The sequence below is a fragment of the Streptomyces sp. HUAS MG56 genome (assembly GCF_058673395.1).
Genome location: NZ_CM178722.1, coordinates 2,530,837 through 2,545,010, shown reverse-complemented (window position 1 = coordinate 2,545,010; position 14,174 = coordinate 2,530,837). Strand labels below are relative to the sequence as shown.

The window sequence follows — 14,174 nt, the reverse complement described above, 5'->3', positions numbered from 1 at the left end:
GACGTGATGTGTCGGACCTCGACCTGCTGACCCAGTCCCTGGCGCGCAACGTCAAGCACTGGCGCACGGTGCGCGGCTTCACCCTGGACGTGCTCGCGGCCCGTGCGGGAGTCAGCCGCGGCATGCTCATCCAGATCGAGCAGGCCCGGACGAACCCCAGCCTCGGCACCGTCGTCAAGATCGGCGACGCGCTCGGCGTCAGCATCACCACCCTGCTCGACTACGAACAGGGCCCCAAGGTCCGTATCGTCGCCCCCGACCAGGCCGTACGCCTGTGGCACACCGACGCCGGCAGCTACAACCGCCTGCTGGCGGGCACGGAGGCGCCCGGCCCGGTCGAGATGTGGGACTGGCGGCTGATGCCGGGCGAGTCCAGCCCCTCCGAGCCGCATCCGGTGGGCACCGTGGAACTCGTCCACGTCACCGCCGGCGAACTGACCCTCACCGTCGACGGCGTGGCCCACCTGGTGGCGGCCGGCGCGAGCGCCACGTTCGAGGCGAGCACCCGGCACACGTACGGCAACGAGGGCGACGTACCGATGGAGATGGTCATGGCCGTCTCCGTGCCGCCCGTGCGCTGAACGGCCCCGCGCCGCGGGCTGTTAGCGTGCGGCCATGCGCGCACCCATCGGAGACTTCGACACCGCCACCCCGGCCCCGGACTGCCTGGACGACCTGATCGCACCCGTCGCCGACGCCGTACGGCACTGGCAGGGCGCCGTCCCCGCCGACCGGATCCTCTACGTCGAGACCGACCCGCGCTGGGCCGACACCGCCGTCTTCGTGGAGCACTACGGCCGCGGCCTGCTGGAGCAGTCGGCGAACTGCGTGGTGGTCGCGGGCCGGCGCGGCGGCGAGACCTCCCTCGCCGCGTGCCTCGTGCTGTCCACCACCCGGGTCGACGTCAACGGCGTCGTGCGCCGCCAACTCGGCGCCCGCAAGGCCTCGTTCGCGTCGATGGACACGGCGACCGGCGAGACCGGCATGGAATACGGCGGCATCACCCCGGTCGGCCTGCCCGCCGGCTGGCCGGTGCTCGTGGACTCGGCGGTCGCCGACCTGCCGTACGTCCTCGTCGGCAGCGGACGCCGGCGCGGCAAGCTGCTGGTCCCCGGCAAGGCCCTCGCCGAACTGCCCGGCGCCGTGGTGCTGGAGGGACTCGGGACCGCCTGAGGCCGGGCTGCCGGAGGCCCGCGTCAGGCGGTCAGATGGTGGGCCAGTGCCAGGTGCGGGTCGCGCTCGCCCGGCACCGGTGCCGGATCGGCGTGCACGAGGGCGGCCGTCAGCCTCGGTACGGCGTGCAGCAGGGCGTGTTCGGCCTCGACGGCGATCGCGTGCGCCTGCCGCACCGTCGCCTCACCGTCCACGACCACCGCGAGCTCGGCGCGCAGCCGGTGCCCGATCCAGCGCAGCCGCAGCTCGCCCACCTCGCGCACGCCCGGCACCGCACGCACCGCCCGCTCGGCCCGGTCCACCAGCGCCGGGTCGACGGCGTCCATGATCCGCCGGAACACCTCCCGCGCCGCGTCCCGCAGCACCAGCGCGATCGCGGCCGTGATCGCCAACCCCACGACCGGGTCGGCCAGTTGCCGGCCGAGCGCGGAGCCGCCCGCGCCGGCCAGCACGGCCAGCGAGGTGAACCCGTCGGTGCGCGCGTGCAGCCCGTCGGCGACGAGCGCCGCCGAACCGATCGCGCGGCCCACCCGGATCCGGTGACGGGCCGCCCATTCGTTGCCGGCGAAGCCGACCAGGGCGGCCGCCGCGACGGCCGGGAGATGGCTGACCGGGCGCGGTTCGAGCAGCCGGCCGACGGCCGCCCACGCGGCGAAGGCCGCCGACGCGGCGATCGTCAGCACGATCACCAGCCCCGCCAGATCCTCGGCCCGGCCGTAGCCGTAGGTGAACCGACGCGTCGCCGCCCGCCGCCCCAGGACGAAGGCGATGCCGAGCGGGACGGCGGTCAGCGCGTCGGCGGCGTTGTGCACGGTGTCCCCGAGCAGCGCCACCGAACCGGACACGGCCACCACGACCGCCTGTGTCAGCGCCGTCGCCCCGAGCGCGGCCGACGACACCCACAGCGCCCGCATCCCGCGCGCCGAGGACTCCAGGGCGGAGTCCAGCTTGTCGGCGCTCTCGTGGGAGTGCGGGGTGAGCAGATGCGTGAGGCGGTGCCGGAGACCGGCGGCGCGGTGGCTTTGCCCCTGTCCGTGTGCGTGCCCGTGCGCGTACTGGTGAGAGTGCCGGTCGCTCACGTGGCTCCCCTTCCGGTGTGCGGGAGTGGACGTGCGGCGTCCATGGGACCATTATGTGCGTATGAGCGCACGCATGCACTTGTCACCTGCGCACCATACGCATCCGCGCAGCCCGGGCGAGGAGCAGTTCGCGCTGGCCGCCGAGCTGCTCGACCTGCTCGGTGACCGCACCCGCCTCACCCTGCTGCACGCGCTGACGGCGGGCGAGGCCGACGTCACGACGCTCACCGGGGCATGCGGCGCGGCCCGTCCCGCCGTGAGCCAGCATCTGGCCCGGCTGCGGCTCGCGGGTCTGGTGCGGACCCGCAAGGAGGGCCGCCGGGTGGTCTACTCGCTCGCGCACGGGCACCTGCGGCGGCTGGTGGACGAGGCGCTGAAGACCGCCGACCACCACCTCGCCGAACGGGCTCAGTAGGCGGAGGCCGTGCCGAGGTACTGCTCGGCGAAGGCCGCCGCCGCTGCGGGCGAGGAGAACAGCCGGCGCAGCCGGGCCAGCGTGGTGCCGGCGCGGAACGGATCACCGGACGCGACACCGTGGTAGATGTCCGACAGCCACTGCGAGAACTCCTGGTAGTCCCACACCCGGCGCAGCGCCGCGGCCGAGTAGCCGTCCAGGCCGGCGCCGTCCCCCTCCGTGACGTACGAGACGAGCGCGTCGCCGAGCAGGAAGGCGTCGTGCAGGGCGAGGTTCATCCCCTTCGCGGCGATCGGCGCGACCAGGTGACCGGCGTCGCCGGCCAGGAACAGCCGCCCGTGGGAGAGGGGTTCGACGACGTAGTGGTGCATGTCCAGCACCCGCTTCTCGACGATCCGCCCCTCGGTCAGCGGGGGCGCCCCGGTCGCGGCCAGCCGCTCGCGCAGCTCGGTCCAGACCCGCTCGTGCGGCCAGTTCTCCGGATCGTCGCCGGGCGGGCACTGGAGGTAGAACCGGGTCACCCCGGGGCTGCGGGGCATCTGCCCGGCGAAGCCGCGCGGATGGACGCCGAACAGGACACAGTCCGTCGACGGCGGGACCTCGGCGAGCAGCGCCAGCCAGCCGATGCCGTCGTCCTGCCGGACGATCCGCCGGTGCCGCTCGGGAATCGCGTCGCGCGTCACCCCGCGCGCCCCGTCGCACCCCGCGACGAAGTCGCAGCGCAGCAGCCGCCGTTCACCCGTGTCCGGACAGCGGTACGACACCGCCGGCCGGTCCGTGTCCAGGTCGTGCAGCGTGACGTCGCGCACGCCGAAGCGGATGTCACCGCCGCGCACGTCGGCGTACTCGCGCACCAGGTCCGTCACCAGCAACGGCTGCGGGTAGACATAGTGGTGACGGCCCGTCAGTTCGGCGTAGGGGAAGCGGTACCGCTCGCCGGCGAAGCGGAACTCGCAGGCGCTGTGCAGCTCGGCCCGCTGCGGCAGGTGCCCCGCGAGGCCGCGGCGGCCGAGTTCGCGCACCGCCCATTCCTCGATGACACCGGCCCGGGCCCGGGTCTCGATGAACTGCCTGCTCTCGGTCTCCAGGACGACACAGTCGACCGAGGCGGCCCGCAGGATGTTGGCGACGGCGAGCCCGGCGGGACCGGCGCCCACGACGACGACCGTACCGGCTTCCCGGCGTGCGGGGTGCGCGGGATCCGGGTGGGGGGAGGGGGAGGGGGAGATCACCCTCGCATTATGACGGTGTCCCGTCAGCCGGGAATCGGCTGACGGGACACCGGGAGCGGTGTGGCTCAGTGCGCGGGGGCGTCGGTGACGACGACCTCCTCGATGCTGCGCTCGATCGCCTCGGGCTGGGAGGCCGTGGCCTTGGCCCAGTAGTAGATGACGAGCGAGAACACCGTGACGACCAGCATGTCCCACCACAGCGGCAGGTCACCGTTACCGCCGAAGGTGCTCAGGTAGGAGATCACGCCGATGCCCAGCAGGTAGGGCGCGAGCCACTGCGCGGCCTTGAAGTCCAGCCGGGGGGCGTCGGGCAGGCCCTTGCGGATCGCGTAGGCCGCGTAGGCGCCGAGCAGCACGTAGCCGATCAGGATCGCGAAGCCCAGTCGCCACAGGGTGTCCCAGCCGGACCAGAAGATGATCAGGTTGGCGACCACGAACGACAGCGGCGAGATGAAGTTGCCGTAGGGCAGCTTGTACGGACGGTCGTGGTTCGGCAGCCGGTCCTTGAAGACGCCGTAGGCCAGCGGGGCGCCCGCGTACATCAGCACGCTCGCCGAGGTGATGAAGCCGACCAGCGTCTGCCAGCTCGGGAACGGCAGGAAGCAGATCACACCGGTCACGAACGACATCGCGAGGCCGAACCACGGCACACCGCGCGAGTCGGTCCTGGTGAAGAGCTTCGGCGCGTAGCCGTTCTTGGCCAGGCCGTAGGAGATACGGGAGGTGGCGGTGGTGTAGATCAGGCCGGTGCCGCCGGGGGAGATGATCGCGTCGGCGTACAGCACCCAGGCCAGCCAGCCCAGGCCGACCACCGAGGCGAGACCCGCCCAGGGGCCGCTGATGCCGGCGTAGGCCAGGTTCGCCCAGCCCTTGGCGAAGGAGGCGTGCGGCAGGGCGGCGATGAACACGATCTGGAGCAGGAGGTAGATCGTGGAGCCGATCGCGACCGAACCGAGCGTCGCGCGCGGCAGGTCACGCTTCGGGTTGCGGCTCTCGCCGGCCAGCTGGATCGCCTGCTCGAAGCCGAGCAGCGCGAAGATGATGCCGCTGGAGCTGATCGCGGTGAGGACACCCTTGGCGCCGAACGGCGCGAAACCCTGGGAGGTGAAGTTGGACGGGTGGAAGTTGCCGACCGCGATGATGAAGATCGCGGCGAGCGGAACAGCGATCTTCCACCAGGTGGCGGCGCTGTTGGTGTGGGCCAGGATGCGGACACCGAGGAAGTTGACCGCGACGAAGACCGCCATGAGCAGGACGGCGACGACGATGCCGCTGGTCGTCAGCGTGCCGTTGGCGTTCTGCAGGCCGTCGGCGAAGTGCCAGTGCTTGGCATAGCCGATCATGGCCTCGACCTCGATCGGGGCCACCGTCGCGGCCTGGAGCCAGGAGAACCAGCCGAAGGACATGCCGGCCAGGCCGCCGAAGGCGTAGTGCGGGTAGCGCGCGGTGCCGCCCGCCACCGGGAACATGCCGCCGAGCTCGGCGTGCACGAGGGCGAGGAGCACGATGGCCACCGCGCCGATCACCCACGAGATGATCGCCGCCGGACCGGCCACCACGACTGCCTTCTCGGCGCCGAAGAGCCAGCCGGAGCCGATGATGGAACCCACCGAGGCCCACATCAGACCGATCAGTCCGACGTCTCGGCGCAGACCACCGGTGTCGCTTGTGGCTACCGGTGCAGCCTGGTCGACATTCGCCATGTGTAGTGGCCTCTCAGATCTATACGCAGCGTTAACGGGCGAGGAGGCCACAGGTTAGGGGTGCGTTCCATGCCGTCAAAAGAGCGTTAACCAAATTTTGACCCGGGATCTTAGGTGTCTTGGCCCCACGCTCGGTCACTGTCTTGTCACAGGTCAGATGCCTAGTGCGAATGTCAATATTCAGCGTCGAATTGTAAGTAGAAGGAGAGATTCGCTAGTCGAGGCGGGGAATTTCGATGGCCGGGCAGTGGTCCATGACCATGTCCAGACCCGCCGCCCGGGTCCGGCTGTAGGCGGCCTCGTCCACGACGCCGAGCTGGAACCACACCGCCCGCGCGCCCTTCGCCACGGCCTCGTCGGCCACCGCCCCGGCCAGGTCGCTGTTCACGAAGACGTCGACCACGTCCACGTCGAAAGGGATGTCCGCGAGGGAGGCGTAGCCGCGCTCGCCGTGCACCGTCTCCGCCTTCGGATGCACCGGCACGACGCGCTTGCCGAACCGCTGGAGCACCTGCGCCACCCCGTAGGCGGCCCGGTTCCGGTTGTTCGACAGGCCGACCACGGCCCAGGTGTCGCCCAGCCCGGTCAGGATCCTGCGGATCACCGCTTCGTCGCCGTGGTCGTCGCCGTCGTAGCTGCCGTCGCCGTGCACGACCGCCATGGCCGCCTCCTCGGTTCGGGGGAACAGTTCGCCTGGGCAACAGCGGAGCGCAGGGTGCGGATTCCCGCCCCGGTAGCCGCCGCCATGTCCGGAATCGGAGCAAGATGCCTGCGTAGGACGCTCTGCCCGCCTACGCTCGCGCTGTGCTGCGCATCCTCGACGACCGAACCGGTGAGCCCGTCCCCGCCGCGCCCGCCCGCCGCGGCCTGACCCGCATCGAGGCCTACGCCTCCGGGCTGGACCCGACCGCCCTGCGGGTGCTCCTCACCGCCGACCTCCTGGTCCGCGCCCTGGAGCTGGGCGGCACCCCGGTCTGGACGATCCTCACGTCCCCCCACCAGCACGCCGAACTGCGCGCGGCCGCCACCGCCCTCGCCATCCGCCCCTTCGAGGACGGCCGCGACCTCGCCTCGGGGCTGGGCGAGTCCCAGGCGATCCACGTGACGGCCGACCCCGCGGCCGCCGTCGGCGAAGGCCCGGTGATGCGGGTGGCACCGGTGCACTGGCAGACGGACGGCCAGGGGCCGCAGGCGGTCGGCCGCGACGCGGGACCCGCGTCCGCACCCGCCCCCGGCACCGGTCCCACCCTCCACTCCCACCCCGCGCTCCCGGCCCTCCTCGAAGACCCCGAGGCGGTGCGGCTCGCCCTGCTCTCCGTCCCTCGGGGTGAACCCGTTCGGCTGTCGCCCGCCGTACTGGACGCGGCGGCCGGGCGGCTGGCGCAGTGGCGGCGGTCCGTCGCCGGGTGGGCCCGGCGGCCGTCCAGGCCGGTGCCGGAGGCGGTGCGGGGGCGGTTGCGCTCCGCGTGGGAGGACGATCTCGACCTGCCCGGCGTACTGGACGTGCTGCGGGACGTGGCGCGTGACCCGGATCTGCCCGACGGCGCCCGGTTCGAGACGTTCGCCTACGTGGACCGGCTGCTGGCGCTCGACCTCGCCCGTGACCTCGGGAGCCTCGCGTGAGCGCGCGGGCGGGCTCCTCGGGTCCGCTGCGCCGGCTGGTGGTGCTGCGGCACGCCAAGTCCGCCTGGCCCGAGGGCGTCGAGGACCACCGCAGGCCTCTCGCGCCGCGCGGCCTGCAGGACGCCCCCGCCGCCGGACGCACCCTCGCCGAGGCCGACTGCCTGCCCGACCTCGCTCTGTGCTCCACGGCCGCACGCGCCCGCCGCACCTGGGAGCTGGCCTCCGCCGAGTGGGGCACCCCGCCGCCGGTGCGCTACGACCGGCGGCTGTACACGGCCGACGCGGCGGACCTGGTGGAGGTGGTCCGCGAAGTGCCGTCCCAGGTGGAGACCCTGCTGCTGGTCGGGCACAACCCCGGGCTGGAGGAGCTGGTCCTGGAGCTGGCCGGGGACGGTCTCGACGACACGCTGGAGCGGGTGCGGACCAAGTTCCCGACGTCCGCGATCGCCGTCCTCACCTGGCACGGCACCGGCTGGTCCGCCCTCGCCCCCGGCGTCGCCCTGCTGACCTGGGTGACCGTGCCGCGCGGGGGCAAGAAGCAGTAGCGGAGCGCCGCCGGGGAGGAGGATCCGCCGCCACGCGCGCGTGGGCGCGGCCTCCGCCCGGACCCGCACTTCCCGCCACCGCTTAGGCTGGCGGGATGCAGGACGAGTACCGCACAGTCGCCCACGCGGGCGTGCACGAGACCGAGATCAACCGCTCCCGCTTCCTGTGCGCCCTCGCCCCGGCCGCCACCGAGCAGGAGGCACAGGACTTCATCGCCGCCGTCAGCAAGGAGCACGCCGACGCCACCCACAACTGCTGGGCGTACGTGATCGGCGCCGACGCCTCCGTGCAGAAGGCCAGCGACGACGGCGAACCGGGCGGCACCGCCGGCGTCCCCATGCTCCAGATGCTCCTGCGCCGTGAGATGCGCTACGTCGTCGCCGTCGTCACCCGTTACTACGGCGGCGTCAAGCTCGGGGCCGGCGGACTCATCCGCGCCTACGGCGGCGCCGTCGGCGAGGCCCTCGACACGCTCGGCACACTCACCCGGCGCCGCTTCCGGCTGGCCACCGTCACCGTCGACCACCAGCGCGCGGGCAAGGTCCAGAACGACCTGCGCGCCACGGGGCGGGAGGTGCGCGACGTCCGGTACGGCGAGGTGGTCACCATCGAGATCGGGCTGCCGGACGCCGACGTGGACGTCTTCCGGGCGTGGCTCGCCGATGCGACGGCGGGCTCGGCGGGGTTCGAACTGGGCGGAGAGGCCTACGGAGACGCGTGACATAGCGGACTGATCGGAACATCCAGACCATTCGCGACGTACGGGATATCCGTACGAACTCCTGCGTGCCGCCGGTCGATACGGGAGTAACCGCCCGTGATGTCAGACCCGGCCGTTAACCTCGGGGATCATGAGACTGCTGCACACGTCCGACTGGCACCTCGGCCGGGCCTTCCACCGGGTGAACATGCTCGGGGCCCAGGCCGAGTTCATCGGTCACCTCGTCACCGCCGTGCGCGAGCACGCCGTGGACGCGGTGGTCGTGTCCGGTGACGTGTACGACCGCGCGGTGCCCCCGCTCGCCGCGGTCGAGCTGTTCGACGACGCGCTGCACCGCCTCGCGGACCTCGGCGTACCGACGGTCATGATCTCCGGCAACCACGACTCGGGTCGCCGCCTCGGCGTCGGCGCCGGTCTCATCGAGCGCGCGGGCATCCATCTGCGCACCGACCCGGCCGCCGCCGGCACCCCGGTGCTGCTCGCGGACGCCCACGGGGACGTCGCCTTCTACGGGCTGCCGTATCTCGAACCGGCCCTGGTGAAGGACGAGTTCGCGGTGGACCGGGCCGGACACGAGGCCGTGCTCGGCGCCGCCATGGACCGTGTCCGCGCCGACCTCGCCACGCGCGCGCGGGGCACCCGCTCCGTCGTCCTCGCCCACGCCTTCGTCACCGGCGGCCGGGCCAGCGACAGCGAGCGGGACATCACCGTCGGCGGGGTGGCCGCCGTCCCGGCGGGCGTCTTCGACGGCGTCGACTACGTCGCCCTCGGGCATCTGCACGGCTGCCAGACCCTCACCGAGCGCGTGCGCTACTCCGGCTCCCCGCTCGCCTACTCCTTCTCCGAGACCGACCACCGCAAGAGCATGTGGTTGATCGACCTCGGCGCCGACGGCTCCGTCACCGCCGAGCGCCTCGACTGCCCGGTGCCGCGCCCGCTGGCCCGCGTCAGGGGCACGCTGGACGACCTGCTGGCCGACCCGGAGCTGGCCCGGTACGAGGACTCCTGGGTCGAAGCCACCCTCACCGACCCGGTTCGCCCGGCCGATCCCATGGCCCGGCTCACCGAGCGCTTCCCGCACACCCTCAGCCTGGTCTTCGCCCCCGAGCGGGCCCCGGACGACCCCGAGGTGTCGTACGCCCGGCGGCTCGCGGGCCGCAGCGACCAGCAGGTCGCCGAGGACTTCGTCGCCCATGTGCGCGGCGCCGGGCCGGACGACCGTGAACTGGGCGTGCTGCGCGAGGCGTTCGACGCCGTGCGCGCCGACGACGCCGTGCGGGAGGTGGCCCGGTGAGGCTGCACCGGCTCGACATCACCGCCTTCGGGCCCTTCGGCGGCTCCCTCGGCGTCGACTTCGACGCCCTGTCCGCCGCCGGACTCTTCCTGCTGCACGGCCCCACCGGCGCGGGCAAGACCTCCGTCCTGGACGCCGTCTGCTACGCCCTGTACGGCTCGGTCCCCGGCGCCCGGCAGAGCGGAAACGGCCAGGGCATGACCCTGCGCAGCGATCACGCCGAGCCCGGCACCCGCACCGAGGTCCGCCTCGACCTCACCGTCGCCGGCCGCCGTCTGGAGATCACCCGGCAGCCGCCCTGGGAGCGCCGCAAACTGCGCGGCAGGGGCACCACGGTCGACAAGGCCCAGACCTGGCTGCGCGAGTACGACAGCGCGGCCGGCGCCTGGCGCGACCGCAGCCGCTCCCACCAGGAGATCGGCGAGGAGATCACCCAGCTGCTCGGCATGAGCCGCGAGCAGTTCTGCCAGGTCGTGCTGCTGCCCCAGGGCGACTTCGCCCGCTTCCTGCGCGCCGACGCCGAGGCCCGCGGCCGGCTGCTCGGCCGGCTCTTCGACACCCAGCGCTTCGCCGACGTCGAAAAACGCCTCGCCGACCGCCGCCGCGCCACCGAGGCACGCGTGCGCGAGGGCGACGCGGCCCTGCTCGCCGACGCCCACCGCATGCAGCAGCAGGCAGGCGACACCATGGAGCTGCCGGACCTGGCGCCGGGCGAGCCGGGCCTGGCGGAGCAGGTGCTCGCCGCCGCCGCCGTGGCCCGCGCCACCGCCCGCGAGCGCCTCACCATCGCCCACCTCCGCCTCGGCGCCGCGGAGTCCGCGCACGCCGAGGCCCGCCGCGCCCTGGACGACGTACGCGAACTCGCCCGGCTCCAGGCCAGGTTCGCCGAGGCCCGGCAGCGCGCCGAGCGGCTCCAGCAGCACTCCGGCGCGCACCGCGAGGCCCAGGAGCGCATGGAGCGGGGCCGCAAGGCGGACACGGTCGCGCCCGCGCTGGAGCTGCGCGAGGCCGCCGAGCAGGAGCACCGCAGGGCAGCGGCGGCCGAGGCAGGCGCGCGCGGGAGGCTCCCCGAGTCGTACGCCGACGCCGGGGCGAGCGGACTGGCCGCCGCCGCCCGCCGGACCGCCGAGGAGCTGGGCGGCCTGGACGCGGCCCGGCGCGCCGAGCAGCGGCTCGTGCAGCTGGCCGAGGAACGCGACGGGCTCGACCGGCAGGAGCACGCCGACGAGGAGGTGCTGCGCGAGGCCGACACCTGGCTCGACGGCTGGGACACCGCTCGCGCCGCGCTCCAGGCCCGCGTGGACCGTGCCCAGGAGGCCGCCACCCGCGCCGAACAGCTCGCCGTCCGGCGGGAACCGATGGACCGCCGGCTCACCGCGGCCCGCACCCGCGACGCACTGGCCGCCGACCTGGAGGACGCACAGCACCGGGCGCGCGCGTCCCAGCAGCAGGCACTGGACGCCCGCGCCCACTGGCTCGACGTCAAGGAACAGCGTCTGAGCGGTATCGCCGCCGAGCTGGCCGCCCATCTCACCGACGGCGAGCCCTGCGCCGTCTGCGGAGCCACCGCGCACCCCGCCCCGGCCCGCAAAAACGCCGGACATGTCGACCGCGCGGCCGAGGAGCGGGCGCACCGGGCCTTCCAGCAGGCCGACCAGCGCCGCACCGAGGACGAACGGCGCCTCGGTGTCGTCCGCGAGGCGCTGGCCGCCGCCACCGCCGAGGCCGGTGACACCCCGACCGGTCAACTGGAAGCAGAGGCGGGGGAGTTGGAGCAGGAGTACGCCCGCGCCCGCCGTGCGGCCTCCGTCCTGCACGCCACCCACGAGGAGCTGCGCCGCGCCGAGCGCGAGCGCGAGCAGCGCCTCGCCGACCGCCAGCAGGCCGCCGTGCGCACCGCGTCCCGGCTCACCCGGCGCGAAACCCTGGAGCGCGAACAGGCCCAGCTGGAAACCGAGTTGGCGCAGGCACGCGGCGACGCGGGCAGCGTGGCCGCGCGCGCCGCCCAGCTGGAGCGGCGCGTCGCCCTGCTCGCCGACGCCGCCGACGCGACGCGCAGCGCCGAGGACGCCGCCCAGCGCCTGAAGGACGCCGACGCCCGCCTCGCCGACGCCGCCTACCGGGCCGGCTTCGACACCCCGCAGGCCGCGGCCGCCGCCCTCCTCGCCGACGCCGCCCACCGCGAGCTGCAACACCGCCTGGACGCCTGGCAGTCGGAGGAGGCGGCCGTACGGGCCGTGCTGGCCGAGGGCGACACCGCGGCCGCCGCCCAGCAGCCGCCCGCCGACCTCACCGCGGCCGAGCGCACCGCGGCCGAGGCGGAGCGCCGCCTGCGCACGGCCGCCTCCGCGCGCGACGCGGCCGCCCACTGCCGCACCGAGCTGGACCGCCTCTCCGCCCGCGCCACCGAGGCCGTACGGCAACTCGCCCCGCTGCGCGAGGAGTACGACCGGGTCGCCCGTCTCGCCGCCCTCACCGCGGGCACCTCCGCCGACAACGAGCGCAAGATGCGCCTGGAGTCGTACGTCCTGGCGGCCCGCCTGGAGCAGGTCGCCGCCGCCGCGACCGCGCGCCTTCAGCGCATGTCGTCCGGCCGTTACACCCTCGTCCACTCCGACGACCGCTCCGGCCGCGGTCGCAGCGGGCTCGGGCTGCACGTGGTCGACGCCTGGACCGGCCGCGAGCGCGACACCGCCACCCTCTCCGGCGGCGAGACCTTCTTCGCCTCGCTCGCCCTCGCCCTCGGTCTCGCGGACGTCGTCACGGACGAGGCCGGCGGCGTACGGCTCGACACCCTCTTCATCGACGAGGGCTTCGGCAGCCTCGACGACCAGACCCTCGACGAGGTCCTCGACGTCCTCGACTCCCTGCGCGAACGCGACCGCAGCGTCGGCATCGTCAGCCATGTGCCCGACCTGCGGCGCAGGATCCACGCCCAACTGGAGGTCGTCAAGGGGAGGACGGGGTCGACGCTGCGGCAGCGGGGCGCGTGAGGACCCCGTTGCGAGGAATAAGTTGTGAGGTGACCACCGGCCGACCAGGGGAGCCCGCATGTCCGTCGAACGCCAGCCTGTCAACAGCAGCGCGCCGCACTCCGCCCGCATCTGGAACTACTGGCTGGGCGGCAAGGACTGCTACGAGATCGACCGGCAGGTCGGCGACCGGATCGCCGCGGCCAACCCGGGGATCCTCGACACCGCCCGGGCGCAGCGGGCGTTCCTCGTCCGGGCCGTGGAGTACCTCGTCCGGGACGCCGGTATCCGTCAGTTCCTGGACGTGGGCACCGGGCTGCCCACCGCGGACAACACCCACGAGGTCGCCCAGCGCCTGCTGCCCGAGGCGCGGATCGTCTACGTCGACCACGACCCGGTCGTCCTCGTGCACGCCGAGGCGCTGCTCACCAGCACGCCCGAGGGCGCGACGGACTACATCGACGCCGATCTGCGCAACCCGGACGGCATCCTCGAACAGGCCGCCAGGACACTGGACTTCACCCAGCCGGTGGCCCTGATCCTGCTCGGGATCGCCGCGCATGTCACCGACGACTCCGTCTACGGCATCGTGCAGCGACTGCTCGACGCCCTGCCGTCCGGCAGCCACCTCGTGTTCTGCGACAGCACCGAGGTCATCCACCCCGAGCAGCAGCGCGCCATGGTCGAGCAGTGGAACGAGGCGAGCGACAACCCTCGCGTCAACCGCAGCCCCGACCAACTCGCCCGCTTCTTCGACGGCCTGGAGATGCTGGAGCCCGGCCTGGTCTCCACGTCCCGGTGGCGCCCCGCGCCGAACGGCGCCGAAGCACCGGCCGAAGTCGACAACTTCGGCGGCGTGGCCCGCAAACCGTAGCCCCGTACGCCCAGTTCGGGTCAGCGGCCCAGCGCGCGCCGGGGGAGCGGAGAGGAGTACACGACGCTGGTGGTCACCGAGCCCAGCGCGCCGATCTTCCCGGAGATCTCCTCCAGATGGGACATGGAACGGGCGGCGACCTTGATCACGAAGCAGTCGTCGCCCGTCACGTGGTGCGCCTCCAGGATCTCGGGCGTGGCGGCGACCAGGTCGTGGAACGGCTTGTAGTTGCCGTTCGGATAACGCAGCCGCACGAACGCCAGGATCGGCAGCCCCAGCCGCTCGGGGTCCACGACCGCCGCGTACCCCTGGATCACGCCGGCCTCCTCCAGCCGCCGTACGCGTTCGGTGACGGCGCTCGGCGACATCGAGACGGCGCGCGCCAGCTCGGCGTAACTGGCCCGGCCCTCGCGCTGGAGGACCTCAAGGATGCGCCAGTCGGTGGCGTCCGGGGAATACACGGTCATCCCGGATGGATAGCAGGGAAATCCCCGGCGCGGCAAGGGCAGGCCCGTGGATCGCCCCTTCAACGGCCGGGCGTG

At 73.5% G+C, this 14,174-nt stretch carries 14 protein-coding genes; 9 read left to right on the top strand and 5 right to left on the bottom strand.

From position 1 onward, the window contains the following. Positions 1–8: 8 nt before the first annotated feature. Together AC4OXY_RS12215 and AC4OXY_RS12210 are read left to right on the top strand one after the other, a co-directional pair. A complete protein-coding gene (locus tag AC4OXY_RS12215) occupies positions 9–581 on the top strand; it encodes a cupin domain-containing protein (protein WP_356030050.1) in 573 nt (190 codons plus the stop codon). 34 nt (positions 582–615) lie between these two features. Beyond that, positions 616–1,173: a YbaK/EbsC family protein gene (locus tag AC4OXY_RS12210; protein WP_376288331.1), complete on the top strand. Its 558-nt coding sequence runs from the start codon at positions 616–618 to the stop codon at positions 1,171–1,173. Positions 1,174–1,196: 23 nt separating this feature from the next. On the opposite strand, the gene AC4OXY_RS12205 is transcribed toward AC4OXY_RS12210, so the two are convergent. Further along, on the bottom strand, positions 1,197–2,252 hold the full coding sequence (locus AC4OXY_RS12205; protein WP_491993907.1) for a cation diffusion facilitator family transporter: 1,056 nt from the start codon (positions 2,250–2,252) through the stop codon (positions 1,197–1,199). A gap of 61 nt (positions 2,253–2,313) precedes the next feature. Between AC4OXY_RS12205 and AC4OXY_RS12200 the strand changes: the two genes are divergently transcribed. Further along, entirely contained in the window at positions 2,314–2,667 is a 354-nt protein-coding gene (locus AC4OXY_RS12200; protein ID WP_491993906.1) for an ArsR/SmtB family transcription factor, read from the top strand. On the opposite strand, the gene AC4OXY_RS12195 is transcribed toward AC4OXY_RS12200, so the two are convergent. The 3 genes from AC4OXY_RS12195 to AC4OXY_RS12185 all read right to left on the bottom strand — a co-directional run bounded on the left by AC4OXY_RS12195 (position 2,661) and on the right by AC4OXY_RS12185 (position 6,263). Then, positions 2,661–3,824 (bottom strand): 4-hydroxybenzoate 3-monooxygenase, encoded by a 1,164-nt coding sequence (locus AC4OXY_RS12195; RefSeq protein ID WP_491994820.1) that lies wholly within the window; start codon positions 3,822–3,824, stop codon positions 2,661–2,663. The two genes, AC4OXY_RS12200 and AC4OXY_RS12195, sit on opposite strands and share 7 nt — an antisense overlap. Positions 3,825–3,964: 140 nt before the next feature. After that, positions 3,965–5,602 carry an APC family permease gene (locus tag AC4OXY_RS12190; RefSeq protein ID WP_356030056.1) on the bottom strand — a complete coding sequence of 546 codons (1,638 nt, stop codon included), beginning with the start codon at positions 5,600–5,602 and terminating at the stop codon, positions 3,965–3,967. A gap of 214 nt (positions 5,603–5,816) precedes the next feature. Continuing rightward, the gene (locus AC4OXY_RS12185) at positions 5,817–6,263 is read right to left on the bottom strand and encodes a CoA-binding protein (protein WP_356030058.1); all 447 of its coding nucleotides are present in this window, start codon (positions 6,261–6,263) and stop codon (positions 5,817–5,819) included. A 143-nt stretch (positions 6,264–6,406) separates the two neighbouring features. Between AC4OXY_RS12185 and AC4OXY_RS12180 the strand changes: the two genes are divergently transcribed. From AC4OXY_RS12180 to AC4OXY_RS12155, 6 genes are all read left to right on the top strand, one after another. Next, complete coding sequence (locus tag AC4OXY_RS12180; RefSeq protein WP_362821360.1) at positions 6,407–7,225, top strand: hypothetical protein; 819 nt, start codon at positions 6,407–6,409, stop codon at positions 7,223–7,225. Next, positions 7,222–7,770, top strand: coding sequence for a SixA phosphatase family protein (locus AC4OXY_RS12175; RefSeq protein ID WP_356030061.1), 549 nt, complete (start codon positions 7,222–7,224; stop codon positions 7,768–7,770). Before AC4OXY_RS12180 ends, AC4OXY_RS12175 begins: the two co-directional genes overlap by 4 nt. 95 nt (positions 7,771–7,865) lie before the next feature. Further along, complete coding sequence (locus AC4OXY_RS12170; protein ID WP_356030062.1) at positions 7,866–8,492, top strand: YigZ family protein; 627 nt, start codon at positions 7,866–7,868, stop codon at positions 8,490–8,492. 130 nt (positions 8,493–8,622) lie between these two features. Continuing rightward, positions 8,623–9,786, top strand: coding sequence for an exonuclease SbcCD subunit D (locus tag AC4OXY_RS12165; protein ID WP_491993905.1), 1,164 nt, complete (start codon positions 8,623–8,625; stop codon positions 9,784–9,786). Beyond that, a complete protein-coding gene (locus AC4OXY_RS12160; protein WP_491993904.1) occupies positions 9,783–12,779 on the top strand; it encodes an AAA family ATPase in 2,997 nt (998 codons plus the stop codon). Before AC4OXY_RS12165 ends, AC4OXY_RS12160 begins: the two co-directional genes overlap by 4 nt. Positions 12,780–12,837: 58 nt before the next feature. Continuing rightward, entirely contained in the window at positions 12,838–13,632 is a 795-nt protein-coding gene (locus AC4OXY_RS12155; protein ID WP_362821356.1) for an SAM-dependent methyltransferase, read from the top strand. 20 nt (positions 13,633–13,652) lie between these two features. Here AC4OXY_RS12155 and AC4OXY_RS12150 read toward each other — a convergent pair whose 3' ends face one another. Continuing rightward, on the bottom strand, positions 13,653–14,099 hold the full coding sequence (locus AC4OXY_RS12150) for an Lrp/AsnC family transcriptional regulator (RefSeq protein ID WP_356030067.1): 447 nt from the start codon (positions 14,097–14,099) through the stop codon (positions 13,653–13,655). Positions 14,100–14,174 lie beyond the last annotated feature (75 nt).